Raw genomic sequence first — 16,808 nt, 5'->3', positions numbered from 1 at the left:
CGGTGAGGCAGGCGCTGCACGAAAAAGGGGACAATGCCGGGTGGCGCGCCGGTGCCGGCGGCTCCCCGCTCGCGCGGCCGTTTGAATTCAAGAACAGAGAAGACAAGAGGTAGACATGATCGTCCTGAAAGCAACACAAGACAAAGTGCTGTCGGCGCTGCAGTCGGTCTGCGGCATCGTGGAGCGGCGCCACACGCTGCCGGTGCTGGCCAACGTGCTGATTCGCAAGACCGGCTCCAGCGTGCAGCTGACCACCAGCGACCTCGAAATCCAGATCCGCACCACCGCGGAGCTCGATGGCGACAGCGGCAGCTTCACCACCACGGTGGGTGCGCGCAAGCTGATCGACATCCTGCGCACCATGCCGGCGGACCAGACGGTCAGCCTGGAATCGTCGCAAGCCAAGCTCATCCTGAAGGGCGGCAAGAGCAAGTTCACGCTGCAGACCCTGCCGGCGGAAGACTTTCCGCTGGTCCAGGAAGCGGCCAACTTTGGCCCCGTCTTCAGCGTGCCGCAGAAGACGCTCAAAGACCTGCTGAGCCAGGTGTCGTTCGCGATGGCGGTGCACGACATCCGCTACTACCTCAACGGCATCCTGTTCGTGGCCGAGGGCAAGCAACTCAGCCTGGTGGCCACCGACGGCCACCGCCTGGCCTTCGCCAGCGCCACACTCGACGTCGAAGTGCCAAAGCAGGAGGTGATCCTCCCGCGCAAGACCGTGATCGAGCTGCAGCGCCTGCTGTCTGATGCCGGCGGCGACAACCAGCCCCAGATCGCGATGCAGTTCGCCAACAACCAGGCCAAATTCAGCTTCGGCGGCATGGAGTTCGTGACCAAGCTGGTCGAAGGCAAGTTCCCCGACTACAACCGCGTCATCCCCAAGAACCACAAGAACAGCATCACCCTGGGCCGCGCGCCGCTGCTGGCCAGCCTGCAGCGCACCGCCATCCTGACCAGCGACAAGTTCAAGGGCGTGCGCCTGAACATCGACCCCGGCACGCTGCGCGTGGCGTCCAACAACGCCGAGCAGGAAGAGGCGGTGGACGAGCTCGACATCGACTACGGCGGCGACAGCATCGAGATCGGCTTCAACGTCACCTACCTGATCGATGCGCTGAGCAACATGAGCCAGGACATGGTGCGAATCGACCTGGCCGACTCCAACAGCTCGGCCCTGATGACCATTCCCGACAACGCCACGTTCAAGTACGTGGTGATGCCGATGCGGATCTGATAGTCCTGAATTGATAGCAAACAATGACCAAAACCCGCCGGCACAGGCGGGTTTTGAGCATTAAAGAGAGTGAGAAGAGCCCCCATGACCGACGAAAACAAGCCCGACGACGCCGTGCACACCGGCGAGTCCACCGAGGACAGCTCCAATTTCCAGCCCACGATCGACGCCCACCAGGCGGGTGCTTCCGAAGGCTACGGCGAAGGGGCGATCCAGATCCTGGAAGGGCTTGAGGCGGTGCGCAAGCGCCCCGGCATGTACATCGGCGACACGTCCGACGGCACCGGCCTGCACCACCTGGTGTTCGAGGTGGTGGACAACTCGATCGACGAATCACTCGCCGGCCACTGCGACGACATCCTGGTCACCATCCACTCCGACAACTCGATCAGCGTGGTCGACAACGGCCGCGGCATCCCCACCGGCGTGAAGATGGACGACAAGCACGAGCCCAAGCGCTCGGCTGCCGAGATCGCCCTGACCGAGCTGCACGCCGGCGGCAAGTTCAACCAGAACAGCTACAAGGTCTCCGGCGGCCTGCACGGCGTCGGCGTGAGCTGCGTGAACGCGCTGTCCAAGATGCTGCGCCTGACCATCCGCCGCGAAGGCAAGGTCCACGTGATGGAGTTCAGCAAGGGCTTCGTGCAGAACCGCATCACCGAAGTGGTCAATGGCGTTGAAGTCTCGCCCATGAAGGTGATCGGTGAGACCGAGAAGCGCGGCACCGAGGTGCACTTCCTGCCCGACACCGAGATCTTCCAGCAGAACAACGACTTCCACTACGAAATCCTCAGCAAGCGCCTGCGCGAGCTGAGCTTCCTGAACAACGGCGTGCGCATCCGCCTGAAGGACGAGCGCACGGGCAAGGAAGACGACTTTGCCGGTGCCGGCGGCGTGCGCGGCTTCGTGAACTACGTCAACAAGGGCAAGACGGTGTTGCACCCCAACATCTTCCATGCCATTGGCGACCGCCAGAGCGACCAGGGCACCAACATCGGCGTCGAGGTCGCGATGCAGTGGAACAGCGGCTACAACGAGCAGGTGCTGTGCTTCACCAACAACATCCCGCAGCGCGACGGCGGCACCCACCTGACCGGCCTGCGCGCGGCCATGACCCGCGTCATCAACAAGTACATCGAGGAAACCGAACTGGCCAAGAAGGCCAAGGTCGAGGTCACCGGTGACGACATGCGCGAAGGCCTGTGCTGCGTGCTCAGCGTCAAGGTGCCCGAACCCAAGTTCTCCAGCCAGACCAAGGACAAGCTCGTGAGCTCCGAGGTGCGCGGCCCGGTCGAAGACATCGTCAGCAAGCTGCTCACCGACTACCTGCAGGAGCGCCCGGCCGACGCCAAGATCATCGTCGGCAAGATCATCGAGGCCGCCCGCGCCCGCGAGGCCGCCCGCAAGGCCCGCGACATGACCCGGCGCAAAGGCGTGCTCGACGGCATGGGCCTGCCCGGCAAGCTGGCCGACTGCCAGGAAAAAGACCCCGCACTGTGCGAGATCTATATCGTCGAGGGCGACTCCGCCGGCGGCTCCGCCAAGCAGGGTCGTGACCGGAAATTCCAGGCGATCCTGCCGCTGCGCGGCAAGATCCTGAACGTGGAAAAAGCCCGGTATGAAAAGCTGCTGACCAGCAATGAAATCCTCACGCTGATCACCGCCCTGGGCACCGGCATCGGCAAGGCCGGCGGCAGCACCGGCAACGACGACTTCAACGTCGCCAAGCTGCGCTACCACCGCATCATCATCATGACCGACGCCGACGTGGACGGCGCGCACATCCGCACCCTGCTGCTGACCTTCTTCTACCGCCAGATGCCCGAGCTGGTGGAACGCGGCCACATCTACATCGCGCAACCGCCGCTGTACAAGGTCAAGTCCGGCAAGGAAGAGCTCTACCTGCAGGGCCCGACCGACCTCGACAGCTACCTGCTGCGCATCGCCCTGGTGCACGCCAGCGTGTTCACCGGCGGCGCCGCCGGCACCACCATGGCCGGTGAAACGCTGGCCGAGCTGGCGCGCAAGCACCAGGTGGCCGAGGCGGTCATCGGCCGCGTCGGCGCGTTCATGGACGCCGAAGCCCTGCGCGCCATCGCCGACGGCGTGGCCATCAGCCTGGACACGGTGGCCGAGGCCGAAGCCAGCGCCGTGGCGCTGCAGCTCAAGCTGCGCGAGCTCAACACCACCGGCACGCCGGCCGAAGTGGCCAGCGAATTCGACGCCCGCACCGACAAGCCCATCCTGCGCATCAGCCGCCACCATCACGGCAACATCAAGAGCAGCGTCATCACGCAAGACTTCGTTCACGGCGCCGACTACGCCGCGCTGGCCGAAGCGGCCAACACCTTCCGCGGCCTGCTGGGCGAAGGCGCACGCGTCATGCGCGGCGAAGGCGAGCGCCAGAAGGAAGAAAAGGTCAGCGACTTCCGCCAGGCCATGCAATGGCTGATTTCGGAAGCCGAGCGCACCACCAGCCGCCAGCGCTACAAGGGCCTAGGCGAAATGAACCCCGAGCAGCTCTGGGAAACCACCATGGACCCCACCGTGCGCCGCCTGCTCAAGGTGCAGATTGACGACGCCATCGAGGCCGACCGCGTGTTCACCATGCTGATGGGTGACGAGGTGGAGCCGCGGCGTGACTTCATCGAGACCAACGCCCTGCGCGCCGGCAATATCGACGTCTGATCGCGCGGTCTTTTCGCGCGGCTATGCCCGTGCGCTCGGTGTTGCCAGGGGCAGGGCCGACTTGGACGCTTCGGGCTGAGGCGTCTAGATACTGCATATTCCGGTAATTTCATTTTACCGTCTTAGCCGGTTTTTGATATTTACCGGAAATACCGCTAAGATTCTCCTGCCGGAATAGGCGGTAACTATGCTCAATCGCACCCAACCCATCGTCACCTCAGCTCAGCTGGGCGCGCTCCTCGTGAACGTGCGCAAGAGCCGCAAGCTCACGCAGGCTCAACTGGGCACCCGCTTAGGACTGAGCCAGAAGCGCATTTCCGAACTGGAGCTCGCCCCGGGCACGCTGAGCGTCGACCAGCTCCTGGGGATGTGCGCCCAGCTCGGACTTCACTTCAGCCTGCAGCTGCGCGAGGACAACCCGCCTGCGCAGCCCCCGGAAACCGACTGGTAGCCATGGGAAGACGCGCGCATTCTCGCCCGCTTTCCATCTGGACCAACGGTGAGCTCGTCGGCTACTGGACCCCCGCTGGCAACCAGCCCATGAAGCTGGCCTATGCCGACAGGTGGCTCACATCCGCCGCCGCGCGGCCGCTGTCGCTTTCCCTGCCGCTGCCGCTGCTGGACAACCAGCCCCTGCGCGGCGAGCTGGTCGAGAACTTCTTCGAGAACCTGCTGCCTGAGAGCAGCGCCATCCGAAAGCGCCTGGCGCAACGCTACGCTGCGGGTTCCGAGGGCACATTCGACCTGCTCGCGGCCATCGGTCGCGATTGCGTGGGCGCCGTGCAACTGCTGGACGCGCACGAGGAGCCCACGGGCTTCGACCGCATCGAAGGCGAGCCCCTGGACGATGAAGCCGTTGCCGCCTTGCTCCGCCGCACGGTGACCGGGCTCCCGTTCGGCAAGCAGGAGCCCGAGCACGACTTTCGCATCTCCATTGCCGGTGCCCAGGAAAAGACGGCGTTGCTGCGGCACCAGGGCCAGTGGATGCGCCCACAGGGCGCCACCCCAACGACGCACATCATCAAGCTCCCACTTGGTCTCGTTGGCAATATGCAAGCCGACATGCGCACCTCGGTCTACAACGAGTGGCTGTGCCTGAAGCTGATGGCTGCGCTGGGGTTCGACGTGGCCCAGGCTGACATCGTCACGTTTGCGGACCATCCGCCAGTGCTGGTGGTCGAGAGATTCGACCGCAAGCTGCACCCGTCTGGGCAATGGATTGTTCGCCTTCCGCAAGAAGACTTTTGCCAGGCCCGCGGGGTGAACCCTGCCATCAAGTACGAAGCCGACGGCGGGCCAGGCATCGAGCAGCTGGCGCAGGTGCTGCACGGCTCGCAGGACGCGCGCGCCGACTTGCGCACGCTCCTGGCCAGCCAGATCACCTTCTGGCTGATGGCCGCCACCGATGGGCACGCGAAGAACTTCAGCATCCGGCTGCACGCCGCAGGCGCGTACACGCTGACCCCGTTGTACGACGTGCTCTCGGCCTGGCCCATCATCGGCCATGGCAAGAACCAGCTCGCCTGGAAGAACGCCAGGCTGGCCATGGCCGTCTCCGGAAAAAACCGCCACTACCACCTGTCTAACGTCATGCGGCGCCACTTCAACGTGACCGCCGCACGGTCCGGCTGGGGCGACAACGCCGAGGACATCATCGACGAGTTGCTTGCCAAGGTGGAGGACGCCATCGAAGCCGTCGCCCAGCAGCTGCCACCGGGCTTCCCGGAAGATGTCGCCAGCGCCATTTTCGAGGGGTTGCGAACCCAGGCGAGGCGCCTGCATGAACAGCCCGAAGCCTAATGGACCGCCCTACACCCTCCCACCCTTGCGGACGCACCTGACATGACCCCTCCGACCTCCACCCCCGTGACCCCCAATTCCCGGGTCGCCCTCGTCACCGGCGCCAACTCCGGCATCGGCCGCGTCACGGCGGTGGAGCTGGCGCTGCGCGGCTACCACGTGTTTCTGGCCTGCCGCGACGCGGGCAAGACCGCCGAGGTGCTTGACGAAATCGCCCAGCGCAGCGGCGGCAAGGCTAAAGCCGAATTCATCGCGCTGGACCTCGGCGACCTGGACAGCGTGCGCCAATGCGCACAGGCCTTCAACGCCCGCGAGCTGCCGCTGCACCTGCTGGTCAACAATGCCGGGCTGGCCGGCCAGAAGGGGTTCACGAAGTCCGGGTTCGAACTGGCCTTCGGCGTCTGCCATGTCGGCCACTTCCTGCTGACCCGGCTTTTGCTGGATCGCCTCAAGCAAGCAGCGCCGTCGCGCGTCGTGGTGGTGGCCAGCCGGGCGCACCGCCACGCCAAGGGCATCGACTTCGCCGCCGTGCGCCAACCCAGCCGCAGCCGCGGCGGCCTGATGGACTACAGCGTCGCCAAGCTGGCCAACATTCTGTTCGCGTCCGAATTGGGGCGCCGTCTGGCGGGCACCGGCGTGACCACCTACGCGCTGCACCCCGGCGTGGTGGGCACCAATGTGTGGCGCTCCGTGCCCTGGCCGCTGGATGCCCTGGTCAAGCTGTTCATGATCGACTCGGAAGAGGGCGCAAAGACCACGCTGTACTGCGCCACGTCCGATGCGGTGGCGCAGCAGACCGGCCTGTATTACGACCAGTGCGCCGTGGCCACTCCCACGCCCGTGGCCCGGGATGCCGCGCTGGCGCAGGCGCTCTGGACGGCCAGCGAAGGCTGGACCCAGGACTGAGCCCTGCCCGCCGGCGGCGCCCAGGGGCCCCGCCGAGCGTTCACTCGATCCGCGCCCCCGACGCCTTCACGATCACGGCCGCCTGGTCCCAATCCGCGCGCAGCAGCTTCTGGAAGTCGTCCGACGGCATCGTGCCGGCTTCCACGCCGAGGCGCACGAAACGCTCCTGCACCACCGGGTCGGCCATCACCTTGATGACGGCGGCGTTGATGCGGTCCACCTCGGCCTTGGGCGTGCCGGCAGGCGCCAGCAGGCCGATCCACGAGTCGAACTTGTAGCCCGGCACGCCCGCCTCGGCCACGGTGGGCAGCTCGGGCATGAATTTGGAGCGCTGCGAGCCGGTGTAGGCCAGGATCTTGATGCGCGGGTCGCCCTTGAAGGCCATGATGCCGATCAGCGAGCTGGTCACGCCCTGCACGCGGCCGGCCAGCACCTCGTTGACCGCGTCGCCGGTGGACTTCATCGGGATGTGCTGCATGTCGCCACCGGCCTTGGCCAGGAAGTAGGCCATGCCCATGTGGGTGGCGCTGCCGCTGCCGGCCGAGGCGTAGTTGAGCTGCCCCGGCTTGGACTTGATCAGCTTCACGTACTCGACCAGGTTGTTCACGCCCAGATTGCCCGGCGCGGCGATCGCATAGCCCGAATTGCCCAGATAGGACACGCCCACGAAGTCCTTGATCGGGTCGTAGGGCAGCTTGGCATACAGGTGGCCGGCCAGCGTGTGGCTGGCGGCGGCCAGCACCAGGGTGTTGCCGTCGGGCGGGGCCTTGGCCACCATCGCGGTGCCGATGGTGCCGCCCGCGCCGGCGCGGTTTTCCACGATGACCGACGCGCCCAGCACCTGGCCCAGCTCATTGTTGAAGGTGCGGGCGATGGTGTCCTGCACCGCGCCGGGGCCGAAGGGCACGATGATGCGGATGACGCGCTGCTGCGCCGTTGCCGAGGCGGCGGCCAGCAGGGCCAGGGTGGCGGCCACGGCGGCGCGGCGGGTCCAGTTCTTCTTGTGCATGAAAGCAAACTCCTTCAGGGTTGGGCCAGCCAGCGCTGGGCGAGTCGGACGAAATAGCTGGCGCCAACCGGAATGATGGCGTCGTTGAAATCAAAAGACGTGTTGTGGATGATGCACGGCCCCGGCCCGTGGTCGGGCAGGCGGTGCGCGCCGTCGCCATTGCCGATGAAGGCATAGCAGCCCGGGCGCACGCGCAGCATGTGGGCGAAGTCCTCCGCGCCCATCACCGCGGGAAAGGCATCGTCCACCGCCGCGTCGCCCACCACCTCGCGCATCACGCTGGCGGCAAAACGGGCCTCGGCCGCGTGGTTGACCACCGGTGGCGAGGCGCGGCGGAAGAAGATGTCGGCGGTGCACCCGTGCGCAGCCGCAATGCCGTCGGCCAGGCGGCGCAGGCCGGCCTCGATGGCGTCGGTGGCGCTCTCCGAAAACGTGCGCACCGTGCCGCCCACCCAGGCCTGGTCGGGGATGACGTTGGGGGCGTCCGAGCCCTGGAGCTGCGTGACGGCCAGCAGCGCGCGCTCGTTGGAGTCGATCACGCGCGGCACCAGCCCCTGCAGCTGCTGGCCCAAGTCGATCACCGCGCCCACCGGGTCCAGCCCGGTGTGCGGCAGCGAGGCGTGCGTACCGCGCCCCACCATGGTCACGCGCCAGGTGTTGCTCGATGCCATCAGCGCGCCCTCATTCAGCGCAAAGTCGCCCGGCTTGCCTTTGTCGCCCAGCGCGAAGTTGTGCAGCGCAAACACCGCCTGGCAGGGGAAGCGTTCGAACAGGCCGTCCTGGATCATCTTCAGCGCGCCGGCCTTGCCCATCTCCTCGGCCGGCTGGAAGATGAAGTTCACCGTGCCGCTGAAGTCGCGGGTCTGCGCCAGGTGCCAGGCCGCCGCCAGCAGCATGGTGGTGTGGCCGTCGTGCCCGCAGGCGTGCATGCGCCCGTCGTGGGTGGAGCGGTGGGGGAAATGGTTTTCCTCCTGCAGCGGCAGCGCGTCGAGGTCGGCGCGCAGGCCGATGGTCCTTGCCCCGTCGCCGCACTTCAGCACGCCCACCACGCCGGTGCCGGCCACACCGGTGTGCACCTCGATGCCCCACTCGCGCAGCAGGCCAGCGACGATCTCGGACGTTCGGTGTTCTTCAAAGCCCAGCTCGGGGTGCGCATGGATGTCGCGGCGCAGGCGCACGAAGCGCGATACATCGGCAAAACTATCAACCAGGTTCATCGGGGTTCCTTGCGTGCGGATCAGGCGCGCGCCTTTGGGTGGCGCGACGCGCGGCAACGGCCATTCTGACAAGAAACGCCGAACCAGGCGCCACCTGCGCGACAGTCCTGAAACCATAGCAATCAACGACCATTCCGCGCTGGGAAAGCAGGGTTTTTGTTCAGATTCTTGCCTCAACAGCCTTAGCAAGGCTCACCCGTGCCCGAACGGCAACCCCTCAAGCCGTCTCGCGCTGCTCAAAGCCGGCCAGTGCGGCCTCGGCCTCTGCGGCGATGACCTGCACCCCCTCGACCCGCGCCAGCTCGGGCCCACGATGTGCCCAGTCGATCAGCGCCTGCACCGCAGGGGCGGGGCCGTGCGCCAGCGCCTCCACGCTGCCGTCCAGCCGGTTTCGCACCCAGCCCGCCAGCCCCAGCGCACGCGCCTGGCGGGCCATGCTCCAGCGGTAGCCCACGCCCTGCACGCGGCCGGTGACGCGCAGGTGGCGGGTGAGGGTGGGCGGGGGCGGGGTGGACATGGACGCATCGTAAACCGCCGATTTCTCGCCGCTGTTGTTTAAGCTTGCGCGATGCCAACCAAGCCCTGCCCCTTCTGCCACCTGGGCCCCGAGCGCATCGCCGGCAGCAACGCCGCGGGCCTGATCGTGCGCGACGCCTACCCCGTGACACCCGGGCACACGCTCATCATCCCGCGCCGGCATGTGGGCAGCTTCTTCGACCTCACGCCCGAGGAGCGCACCGGCCTGCTGGCCCTGCTGGACGAAGCCCGCGCCGGCCTGGCGCGCAGCCACCAGCCCCAGGGCTACAACATCGGCATCAACGACGGCCCCGCCGCCGGCCAGACCGTGCCGCACCTGCACATCCACCTGATCCCGCGCTACGCGGGCGATGCGGAAGACCCGCGGGGCGGGGTGCGGTGGGTGATGCCGGGGAAGGCGCGGTATTGGTGAGCCATGAACGCCGACTACTCGTCTAGCCTTGCGGAGTTTCTGAATGGTGAAGTCATACGGCAGCACCGTCATCAGCCCTTGGTCATACGCGCGGTCGTGCAGCGCCGACAGGCACAGGCCATTTTGCGGGTTCAGGCGGTTGTGGGTGTCGTGGCTCCACGGGACGATGTGGCTGGCGATGACTGCTTGTCATGACGCAGGCCGCTCACGCAACAGGTGGCGTTGTAACTGGCCAGCACCGCCTTTCGAAAGCGCTCCTGGTTCACGCGCACCTGCACGAGGGAAGTCGGCCGTCTGTGCCCCTAAGGTATAACGATTAGAGCCGGATCATCAAAATTCCATGCCAAGGACTCAACGCCAGTGACCAACCGCGCCTACTACGATGATTCGATCAGAGACTTCTTGCCCCGCTCGTCTGACGAAATACTCGGTGCGCTCGTTCGAAGTAGCGCCTTCGCGGTGGAAGAGACGCAACGAACTGCATGGCTTGAGCAGATCGCGCTGCTAAAAGATTCGTTGAGCACCTACGGTGGCCGCGGCAAGGTTTACTTTGAATATGCAGTTCCCCGCCTCGGCAAGCGGATTGACGTTGTGGTGTTGCTGGACCATGTCATCTTCATATTGGAATTCAAGGTCGGTGAAAAGGAATTCCTGTCGTCCGCGCGAGACCAGGTTTGGGATTACGCGGTCGATCTGAAGAATTTTCACGAAACGACCCACGACAAGACGCTGGCGCCCGTCCTGCTCCCAACGCAAGCACCAGAACAGAATTTTCTGGTTGCGACAACAGCCCAAAACGACGGTGTGTTGCTTCCCATCAACGCCTCAACCCGGCAACTCAAAGACGTCTTGGAAACGGTCTTACGTTTTTGCGACGGCCCACGGATAGACGCTGAAATTTGGGAGGCTGGCGGCTACCACCCGACGCCCACCATCGTCGAGGCGGCGATGGCTCTCTACGGTGGTCACTCCGTCACCGACATCTCTCGCAGCGATGCCTCAGCGATCAACTTGAGTCGCACGTCTTCAGCTATTTCCGGAATCATTGCTTCATCTCGTGAACATTCGGTCAAATCAATCTGCCTGGTCACCGGCGTCCCCGGCGCCGGAAAGACCTTGGTCGGACTTGATATTGCCACGCAGCACACCGACAAGGACAGCGCCCTTCATTCCGTGTTTCTTTCTGGAAATGGACCGCTGGTGGCGATCTTGAGAGAAGCACTTGCGCGCGACAAGGTTCGCCGCGAAGCGGAGGCCGGGAGAAAGCAGAAAAAAGGTGAGGCGATGAGTGAAGTCAAGCTCTTCATTCAAAACGTCCATCACTTCCGTGACGAATGTCTGATCGACTTGACCCACCCGCCAATCGAACACGTTGCGATTTTTGACGAGGCACAACGCGCTTGGAATCTTGAACAGACCGCAGCGTTCATGCTTCGTAAAAAGCAGCGCCACGGATTTAATCAGTCCGAGCCGGAGTTCTTGATCTCGTGTCTCGACCGACATCAAGATTGGGCTGTAGTCATTTGTCTGGTCGGTGGCGGCCAAGAAATCAACACGGGTGAGGCAGGCATCGAAGAATGGGTTCAAGCGCTGCAGAAGTCTTTCCCTGACTGGCACATTCACATTTCACCGCGATTGCATGAAGAGGAATATGGGGCTGGCCGCGTGCTCGAAAAGCTGAAGGAGCGACCGAACGTAAATTTCAACTCGGATCTGCATCTTGGTGTGTCCATGCGTTCCTTTCGCGCGGAACACGTCTCAGCGTTGGTCAAACATATTCTTGACCTCAATGTCAACGAGGCCCGAGACGTTCTCGCGGAACTAATCACCCGATATCCTTTCGTGATTACGCGCGATTTGGGCCGCGCCAAGGCTTGGCTCAAGATGCAGGCCAGAGGCACTGAGCGGTTCGGGATGATCGTCTCGTCCCAAGCGCAGCGGCTAAAGCCCCATGCCATTGATGTGAAGTCCCCCATGGACCCGATTCACTGGTTCCTTGACGGCAAAGAAGACGTTCGATCGTCGTACTACCTTGAGGACGTCGCGACCGAGTTTCACGTTCAGGGTTTGGAAGTGGACTGGGCATGTGTTGTGTGGGACGGAGACTTTCGCTACGCCCACACTGAATGGCAGCATTTTTCGTTCGTTGGCGATCGCTGGCAGCACATCCGAAAAGCAGAACGTCAGGTCTATTTGAAGAACGCCTACCGCGTGCTGCTCACGCGGGCCCGTCAAGGCATGGTGGTCGTGATTCCGGAAGGCGATGCCAATGACCCGACACGTGCCAGCGCGCACTATGACCCGACTTTTGAATATATGAAAAGCATCGGGTTCGCCGTTCTTTGATCAAATGATGTGCTTGCGGTGGGCAAGTAAATCATTCACCCGCCGTGTTTCTCGAAACGTATCTGCAGGTCGTTCGCAGTCGTCTGATTTGACGTAGTAGACCGTCCAGTCTCCGTAGTACATACCGCCGAAGACCAATAAATCGTCATTCACCGCAATTACAAACTGCTCCTGCGCGACGCCGAAGTACTCCAAGGCGTCCGCGGCATCTTCAAATTCGATCTTGATGTCGAAAGCATAGGTGGTGTGGCACCACCGTAGTGGCCCGATTGTTGGGCCATTGAAGCCCCAGTCGTTCATCTGCTCACTCGGAAGGTGCCGGCCGTGGAACAGTCCGAGGTACAGACCCGGCTTCTTGGGCTTGCTGCCGTATTGCGGTAACGCCGAGTTGGCGGCTTCGGCTTGCGTTTCGTGGGTGATTTGCATGTTGGGCTCCTTGGTGAAATGGAGCCTCAGCGTAGGCGGCAGAATCGCTTTTGTGACCCAGGGCATAGCCTGGGGTGACAAGACGTCTGCCAACGGAGAAGATAGGGTGCCGGGCGGCGTTCAAATTGGTAAGCATGAGAGAAACTGGCCTCTTCCCAGCGTTAAATGGTCATAGTTTGCTATCGCTGCGATAGCAAATCGGCGGGCATCGTGGGCGCCAGATCAGCCCGTTTGCCGCACCTGCGCATCAAAGCCGGCGTCGGCCAGGGCGGTGGCGATGTCTTCGGCGGCGATCATGCCGCTGTGGCTCACCCAGGCGCTGCGCTCGGGCAGGTTGACGTCGGCCTGGTGGATGCAGGGCAGGTCGTGCAGCACGAACATCACGGCGTCGGCGGCGTCCTGGTCAGTGAGGCTGGGGATGTGGAAGGTGGTCTCAGGCATGGCGCGATGATGCCGGCGCACGGGTGTCCTTGGTGGTGGTGCGGGTTGGCGGGGGAGGGGCGGACGGATCCCAGGGGGTCGCCTCAGCGCTCCCCCACCGGCAGCGCCGACGCCGGCAGGCCGAAGATGCGGTCGAAGGTCCAGTTGAAGACGAAGGTGTAGACCAGGAAGAACAGCAGCAGGCCCAGGTCGAGCACAAAGGCCTGCCACAGCGTGATGTCCAGCCACCACGCGAAAAAGGGCACCAGCGTGACCACCAGTCCGCCCTCGAAGCCGATGGCGTGTGCCGCGCGCCGGGCCAGGCTGCGCCCGCGCACGGTCTGGCGCGCCTCCCAGCGCTCGAACAGGGTGTTGAACACCACGTTCCACACCACCGCCACCGCCGACGACACCACCGCCGCCACGCCGGCGCGCTGCAAGCCGCTGTCGGAAAACGCGGCCAGGCCGGCGCTGGTGGCGACGATGGCGATCAGCTCGTAGAGCGTGACGAAGACGATTCGGCGGCGGATGCCTTGCATGGGGTGGATGCGGTGAGTCAGAGCACTGATTGTGGGCGAGGCACTGGTAGGCACATTTTTCCTCACGGGTAGCTAAAATGTCGCCCAGAGGTATGACTCCATGAAGCTTTCGGTATCCCTGGAACCCCCGCTGGTGGCCTTCCTGACCACCTACCAGCAGCGCCACGGGCTGAAGAGCCGCTCGTCCGTGCTGGAGGCCGCGCTGCGCCTGCTGGCCGAGCGCGAGGCCGAGGCGGAGCTGGCCGCCGCCTACGCCGCCAGTGCCGAGCAGGACGCCGCCCTGGCCCGCGAGGCGCAGGGCACCTGGAACGACGGGCTGGCGCATGAGGCGTGGTGAGATCTATTTCGCCGCGCTCGACCCGACCGTCGGCGCCGAGGTGCAGAAAACCCGCCCGGTGGTGGTGGTGAGCAACAACGCGGCCAACCGCGCGTCGTCGGTGGTCACCGTGGTGCCGCTGACGTCGAACGTGGCGCGGGTGTTTCCGTTTGAGGTGCTGCTGCCCGCTGCCCGCACCGGCCTCACCAAAGACAGCAAGGCCATGGCCCAGCAGGTCCGCACGCTCGACAAGGCGCGGTTGAACGCCCGCGCCGCCGGGCAGCTGCAGCCCGCTGATGCGCAGGCGCTGGACGCCGCGCTGCGCCTGCACCTGGCGCTCTGAACCGCCACCCCATGCGCTCGTCCATCCGCATCGTCGATGTCGACAACCCCGGCACCTGGACGCGATACCGCGCCAGCTTGTGCGACAGCTGCCAGGCCAACTGCTGCACCATGCCGCTGGAGGTGCGCCTGCCGGATTTGGTGCGCCTGGGCCTGGTGGATGCCTTCGAGGCTGAGCACGAGGATGCCGGGCGCATTGCCAAACGGCTGCAGAAGGCGCGGCTGATCGAGCACTTCAACCACAAGCACGCCATCTTCACCATCGCCCGGCGCGCCGGCGGCGACTGCCACTTTCTGGACGCGGCCACGCGCCGCTGCACGGTGTACGACCAGCGCCCCGACACCTGCCGCCTGCACCCGCAGACCAAGAGCCCGCGGCCGGGCTGGTGCGCCTATGGGGCGAAGGCGCTGGGCCGCTGAAGGGCCTGGGCAGGGCATGAAGCGGCGGGCATCGCCCCGAGGGGGGATTTCAGGTGATTTTTGAGTCAAAATGGGCTCTTCCCAGCGTCAAATGGTCACAAGGCGCTATGAATTGTGAAGTTCAGCATGGCCCTCTTGTCAATCGCCCGCCAGCCGGCTGCACACCGCCCCGACAATCAAGCCTGCCGGCAAGCCGCCTCTTTGCCCGCTGAACCGCCATGAACCTGCCCAGCCCACCCTCTGTCGCCGCCCCCGCGCGCCTGTCGCGCAGCGCGGTGGCGGCCATGGCGCTGGGCGCGGCGGTGGATGGCGCGCTGACGCTGGCGCTGCTGGCCCAGGGCTGGACGCAGGGCGGGGCCCACATCGCCGGCTGGCTGGCGGGCTCGCTACTCTGGCTGCTGCTGGCCACTTGGGCGGGCCGGGGTGGGCCGGCTGCGGCGCTGCCCCGGGCCTCGCGCGCGGGCTGGCAGGTGGTGGCGGGGGTGCTGGCGCTGGGCCTGCGCGGCGGGGTGCTGGCCAGTGCGCTGGCCTGGGGGCTGCCGGCCTGGCTGGCCGTGACGCTGGGGCTGGCGCTGGCCTGGGGCCTGCGCGCGGCGGGCGAGTGGCGCATCCTGATGCGCCTCGCGGCGGCGCCGTCGGGCCTGCGCATGCCAGGGGCCGCCGGCACGCTGCTGCTGGCCATCGCACTGCTGCACCTGGCCTATCTGAAGGTGTTTCCGCTGCTGCCCGAGGAAGCCTATTACTGGAACTACGCCGCCCGCCCGGATTTCGGCTACCTGGACCACCCGCCGATGGTGGCCTGGCTGATCGCGCTGGCAGAGGCGCTGTTCGGCCACGGCGAGGCCGTGGTGCGCCTGCCGGCGCTGGCCTGCGGCGTGGTGGTGGCGGTGTTCGTCTGGCGGCTGGCGCGCCGGCTGGTAGACCCGGCCGGTGCCTGGATGGCGGCGGCGCTGTCGGTGACGTTGCCGTATGCCTTCTTCGTGGCCGGGCTGCTGATCACGCCCGACGCCCCGCTGGCCGCAGCCTGGGCGGCAGCGTTGTACTTTTTGCACCGCGCACTGGTCGGCGGTGAGGCGCGGGCCTGGGTGGGCGTGGGCGTGGCGCTGGGCGCGGGCATGCTGTCGAAGTACACGATCGCGCTGCTGGGGCCGGCGGCGCTGTTGTTCTGCCTGCTGGATGCGCGTGCGCGCGCCTGGTTTTTGCGCCCGCAGCCCTACGCGGCGGTGCTGCTGGCGGCGCTGCTGTTTGCGCCGGTGGTGGGGTGGAATTACTCGCACGACTGGGTGTCGTTCCGCTTCCAGGGCGGCGAGCGCTTTGTGGAGCCGGCGCGCTTTCAGCTCCATGTGATGCTGCAGAACATCCTGCTGGTGGCCACGCCGTTGCCCCTGCTGGTGCTGCCGCTGCTGTGGGCGCGGCGCTGGGCGGCCGAGCCCGCTGCGCAGCCCGCCCACGCCGAGGCGCGCAACCGCCTGTTCGTGGCCTGCGTCAGCGGCGTGCCACTGGCGGTGTTTGCCTGGAGCGCGCTGAAGCACGAGCCGCGCCTGAACTGGACCGGCCCGATCTGGCTGGCCACGCTGCCGATGCTGGGGTGGGCCATCGTGCACGCGCACACGCTCGCGCGCCCGTGGCTCGGCACCGCGCTGCGCAGGGCGGCGGGCCCCATCGTCGGGCTGCTGCTGGTGGCGTATTCGGCGGCCAGCTACCACCTGGTGCTGGGCGTTCCGGGCCTGCCCTACACCGGGGCTTTTGCCCGCTTCATGGGCTGGCAGCAGGCCACGGCCGAGCTGCAGGCGGTGCAGGCGCGGCTGCAGCAGGCCACCGGCCTGGCACCGGTGGTGGTGGGCCTGGACAAATACAACACGGCCAGCCAGATCGGCTTTTACGGCGCGGCGCCCTTTGTGGCGCCAGGGCAGGCCGCGCTGCAGGCGACCTCGCTGGAGACTTTCAACGGCAACGCGCTGATGTTCACCTACTGGCATCCGCCGGCCAGCCTGGCGGGCCGGCCAATGATCCTGGTGGCGCGCGAGCGCGAGGATCTGGCCACCGGCAAACTCGCCGCGAATTTCACGGCGCTGGACGAGGCGATCCACCCGCTGGCGCTGGGCAACACGGCGCCCGCCGGCAACCAGCGCCGCATCGATACCTACTACTACCGCATTGGCTACGGCTTCAAACCATAATCGGTGCTCGCATTCA

The 16,808-nt window shown here is 65.6% G+C and carries 17 protein-coding genes and 1 pseudogene; 11 read left to right on the top strand and 7 right to left on the bottom strand.

Features of this window, described 5'->3' with window-relative positions:
* Positions 1–115 precede the first annotated feature (115 nt).
* The 5 genes from dnaN to ACMUOY_RS02165 all read left to right on the top strand — a co-directional run bounded on the left by dnaN (position 116) and on the right by ACMUOY_RS02165 (position 6,628).
* Positions 116–1,234, top strand: coding sequence for a DNA polymerase III subunit beta (gene dnaN, locus ACMUOY_RS02185; RefSeq protein WP_413890617.1), 1,119 nt, complete (start codon positions 116–118; stop codon positions 1,232–1,234).
* Positions 1,235–1,318: 84 nt separating this feature from the next.
* Complete coding sequence (gene gyrB, locus ACMUOY_RS02180; RefSeq protein ID WP_413890615.1) at positions 1,319–3,922, top strand: DNA topoisomerase (ATP-hydrolyzing) subunit B; 2,604 nt, start codon at positions 1,319–1,321, stop codon at positions 3,920–3,922.
* A gap of 187 nt (positions 3,923–4,109) precedes the next feature.
* On the top strand, positions 4,110–4,373 hold the full coding sequence (locus ACMUOY_RS02175) for a helix-turn-helix domain-containing protein (RefSeq protein ID WP_413890613.1): 264 nt from the start codon (positions 4,110–4,112) through the stop codon (positions 4,371–4,373).
* Positions 4,374–4,375: 2 nt separating this feature from the next.
* On the top strand, positions 4,376–5,722 hold the full coding sequence (locus tag ACMUOY_RS02170) for a type II toxin-antitoxin system HipA family toxin (RefSeq protein WP_413890611.1): 1,347 nt from the start codon (positions 4,376–4,378) through the stop codon (positions 5,720–5,722).
* A gap of 42 nt (positions 5,723–5,764) precedes the next feature.
* Complete coding sequence (locus ACMUOY_RS02165; protein WP_413890609.1) at positions 5,765–6,628, top strand: SDR family oxidoreductase; 864 nt, start codon at positions 5,765–5,767, stop codon at positions 6,626–6,628.
* 40 nt (positions 6,629–6,668) lie between these two features.
* On the opposite strand, the gene ACMUOY_RS02160 is transcribed toward ACMUOY_RS02165, so the two are convergent.
* The 3 genes from ACMUOY_RS02160 to ACMUOY_RS02150 form a co-directional block, all read right to left on the bottom strand.
* Positions 6,669–7,637: a tripartite tricarboxylate transporter substrate binding protein gene (locus tag ACMUOY_RS02160; RefSeq protein ID WP_413890607.1), complete on the bottom strand. Its 969-nt coding sequence runs from the start codon at positions 7,635–7,637 to the stop codon at positions 6,669–6,671.
* A gap of 14 nt (positions 7,638–7,651) precedes the next feature.
* On the bottom strand, positions 7,652–8,854 hold the full coding sequence (locus tag ACMUOY_RS02155) for a M20 aminoacylase family protein (protein WP_413890605.1): 1,203 nt from the start codon (positions 8,852–8,854) through the stop codon (positions 7,652–7,654).
* A 217-nt stretch (positions 8,855–9,071) separates the two neighbouring features.
* Entirely contained in the window at positions 9,072–9,371 is a 300-nt protein-coding gene (locus ACMUOY_RS02150) for an acylphosphatase (RefSeq protein ID WP_413890603.1), read from the bottom strand.
* Positions 9,372–9,422: 51 nt separating this feature from the next.
* On the opposite strand from ACMUOY_RS02150, the gene ACMUOY_RS02145 reads away from it, so the two are divergent.
* Positions 9,423–9,803 carry an HIT family protein gene (locus ACMUOY_RS02145; protein WP_413890601.1) on the top strand — a complete coding sequence of 127 codons (381 nt, stop codon included), beginning with the start codon at positions 9,423–9,425 and terminating at the stop codon, positions 9,801–9,803.
* A 75-nt stretch (positions 9,804–9,878) separates the two neighbouring features.
* Here the strand turns inward: ACMUOY_RS02145 and ACMUOY_RS02140 are convergent.
* Positions 9,879–9,983, bottom strand: a pseudogene (locus tag ACMUOY_RS02140) (HNH endonuclease); the annotation flags it as partial.
* 180 nt (positions 9,984–10,163) lie between these two features.
* Here ACMUOY_RS02140 and ACMUOY_RS02135 point away from each other — a divergent pair.
* Positions 10,164–12,149, top strand: a complete 1,986-nt coding sequence (locus ACMUOY_RS02135) for a DUF2075 domain-containing protein (protein WP_413890599.1) — start codon at positions 10,164–10,166, stop codon at positions 12,147–12,149.
* Here the strand turns inward: ACMUOY_RS02135 and ACMUOY_RS02130 are convergent, their stop codons facing one another.
* From ACMUOY_RS02130 to ACMUOY_RS02120, 3 genes are all read right to left on the bottom strand, one after another.
* Positions 12,150–12,575, bottom strand: coding sequence for a hypothetical protein (locus ACMUOY_RS02130; RefSeq protein ID WP_413890597.1), 426 nt, complete (start codon positions 12,573–12,575; stop codon positions 12,150–12,152).
* Between the two features lie 222 nt (positions 12,576–12,797).
* On the bottom strand, positions 12,798–13,016 hold the full coding sequence (locus ACMUOY_RS02125; RefSeq protein ID WP_413890595.1) for a heavy-metal-associated domain-containing protein: 219 nt from the start codon (positions 13,014–13,016) through the stop codon (positions 12,798–12,800).
* Positions 13,017–13,099: 83 nt separating this feature from the next.
* The gene (locus ACMUOY_RS02120; protein ID WP_413890593.1) at positions 13,100–13,534 is read right to left on the bottom strand and encodes a PACE efflux transporter; all 435 of its coding nucleotides are present in this window, start codon (positions 13,532–13,534) and stop codon (positions 13,100–13,102) included.
* 100 nt (positions 13,535–13,634) lie between these two features.
* Here ACMUOY_RS02120 and ACMUOY_RS02115 point away from each other — a divergent pair, with 100 nt between their 5' ends.
* The 4 genes from ACMUOY_RS02115 (at position 13,635) to ACMUOY_RS02100 (ending at position 16,792) form a co-directional block, all read left to right on the top strand.
* The gene (locus ACMUOY_RS02115) at positions 13,635–13,871 is read left to right on the top strand and encodes a hypothetical protein (RefSeq protein ID WP_413890591.1); all 237 of its coding nucleotides are present in this window, start codon (positions 13,635–13,637) and stop codon (positions 13,869–13,871) included.
* Positions 13,858–14,193, top strand: coding sequence for a type II toxin-antitoxin system PemK/MazF family toxin (locus tag ACMUOY_RS02110; RefSeq protein ID WP_413890589.1), 336 nt, complete (start codon positions 13,858–13,860; stop codon positions 14,191–14,193). Before ACMUOY_RS02115 ends, ACMUOY_RS02110 begins: the two co-directional genes overlap by 14 nt.
* An 11-nt stretch (positions 14,194–14,204) precedes the next feature.
* Positions 14,205–14,612, top strand: coding sequence for a YkgJ family cysteine cluster protein (locus ACMUOY_RS02105; protein ID WP_413890587.1), 408 nt, complete (start codon positions 14,205–14,207; stop codon positions 14,610–14,612).
* A gap of 218 nt (positions 14,613–14,830) precedes the next feature.
* Complete coding sequence (locus ACMUOY_RS02100; protein WP_413890585.1) at positions 14,831–16,792, top strand: glycosyltransferase family 39 protein; 1,962 nt, start codon at positions 14,831–14,833, stop codon at positions 16,790–16,792.
* The last annotated feature ends 16 nt before the right edge of the window (positions 16,793–16,808 follow it).

This window comes from Candidatus Skiveiella danica (genome assembly GCF_022705245.1).
In the GTDB taxonomy this organism is placed as follows: domain Bacteria; phylum Pseudomonadota; class Gammaproteobacteria; order Burkholderiales; family Burkholderiaceae_C; genus Skiveiella; species Skiveiella danica.
The sequence above is the reverse complement of the archived record's forward strand: the minus strand, read 5'-3'. Positions and strand labels throughout refer to the sequence as shown.

What these genes read in the sequence shown, in the direction of transcription:
- ACMUOY_RS02100 (WP_413890585.1), top strand. Translation starts at nt 14,831, where the DNA reads ATGAACCTGCCCAGCCCACCCTCTGTCGCCGCCCCCGCGCGCCTGTCG.
- ACMUOY_RS02120 (WP_413890593.1), bottom strand. Translation starts at nt 13,534, where the DNA reads ATGCAAGGCATCCGCCGCCGAATCGTCTTCGTCACGCTCTACGAGCTG.
- gyrB (WP_413890615.1), top strand. Translation starts at nt 1,319, where the DNA reads ATGACCGACGAAAACAAGCCCGACGACGCCGTGCACACCGGCGAGTCC.
- ACMUOY_RS02165 (WP_413890609.1), top strand. Translation starts at nt 5,765, where the DNA reads ATGACCCCTCCGACCTCCACCCCCGTGACCCCCAATTCCCGGGTCGCC.
- ACMUOY_RS02150 (WP_413890603.1), bottom strand. Translation starts at nt 9,371, where the DNA reads ATGTCCACCCCGCCCCCGCCCACCCTCACCCGCCACCTGCGCGTCACC.
- ACMUOY_RS02160 (WP_413890607.1), bottom strand. Translation starts at nt 7,637, where the DNA reads ATGCACAAGAAGAACTGGACCCGCCGCGCCGCCGTGGCCGCCACCCTG.
- dnaN (WP_413890617.1), top strand. Translation starts at nt 116, where the DNA reads ATGATCGTCCTGAAAGCAACACAAGACAAAGTGCTGTCGGCGCTGCAG.
- ACMUOY_RS02145 (WP_413890601.1), top strand. Translation starts at nt 9,423, where the DNA reads ATGCCAACCAAGCCCTGCCCCTTCTGCCACCTGGGCCCCGAGCGCATC.
- ACMUOY_RS02175 (WP_413890613.1), top strand. Translation starts at nt 4,110, where the DNA reads ATGCTCAATCGCACCCAACCCATCGTCACCTCAGCTCAGCTGGGCGCG.
- ACMUOY_RS02125 (WP_413890595.1), bottom strand. Translation starts at nt 13,016, where the DNA reads ATGCCTGAGACCACCTTCCACATCCCCAGCCTCACTGACCAGGACGCC.
- ACMUOY_RS02170 (WP_413890611.1), top strand. Translation starts at nt 4,376, where the DNA reads ATGGGAAGACGCGCGCATTCTCGCCCGCTTTCCATCTGGACCAACGGT.
- ACMUOY_RS02130 (WP_413890597.1), bottom strand. Translation starts at nt 12,575, where the DNA reads ATGCAAATCACCCACGAAACGCAAGCCGAAGCCGCCAACTCGGCGTTA.
- ACMUOY_RS02115 (WP_413890591.1), top strand. Translation starts at nt 13,635, where the DNA reads ATGAAGCTTTCGGTATCCCTGGAACCCCCGCTGGTGGCCTTCCTGACC.
- ACMUOY_RS02110 (WP_413890589.1), top strand. Translation starts at nt 13,858, where the DNA reads ATGAGGCGTGGTGAGATCTATTTCGCCGCGCTCGACCCGACCGTCGGC.
- ACMUOY_RS02155 (WP_413890605.1), bottom strand. Translation starts at nt 8,854, where the DNA reads ATGAACCTGGTTGATAGTTTTGCCGATGTATCGCGCTTCGTGCGCCTG.
- ACMUOY_RS02105 (WP_413890587.1), top strand. Translation starts at nt 14,205, where the DNA reads ATGCGCTCGTCCATCCGCATCGTCGATGTCGACAACCCCGGCACCTGG.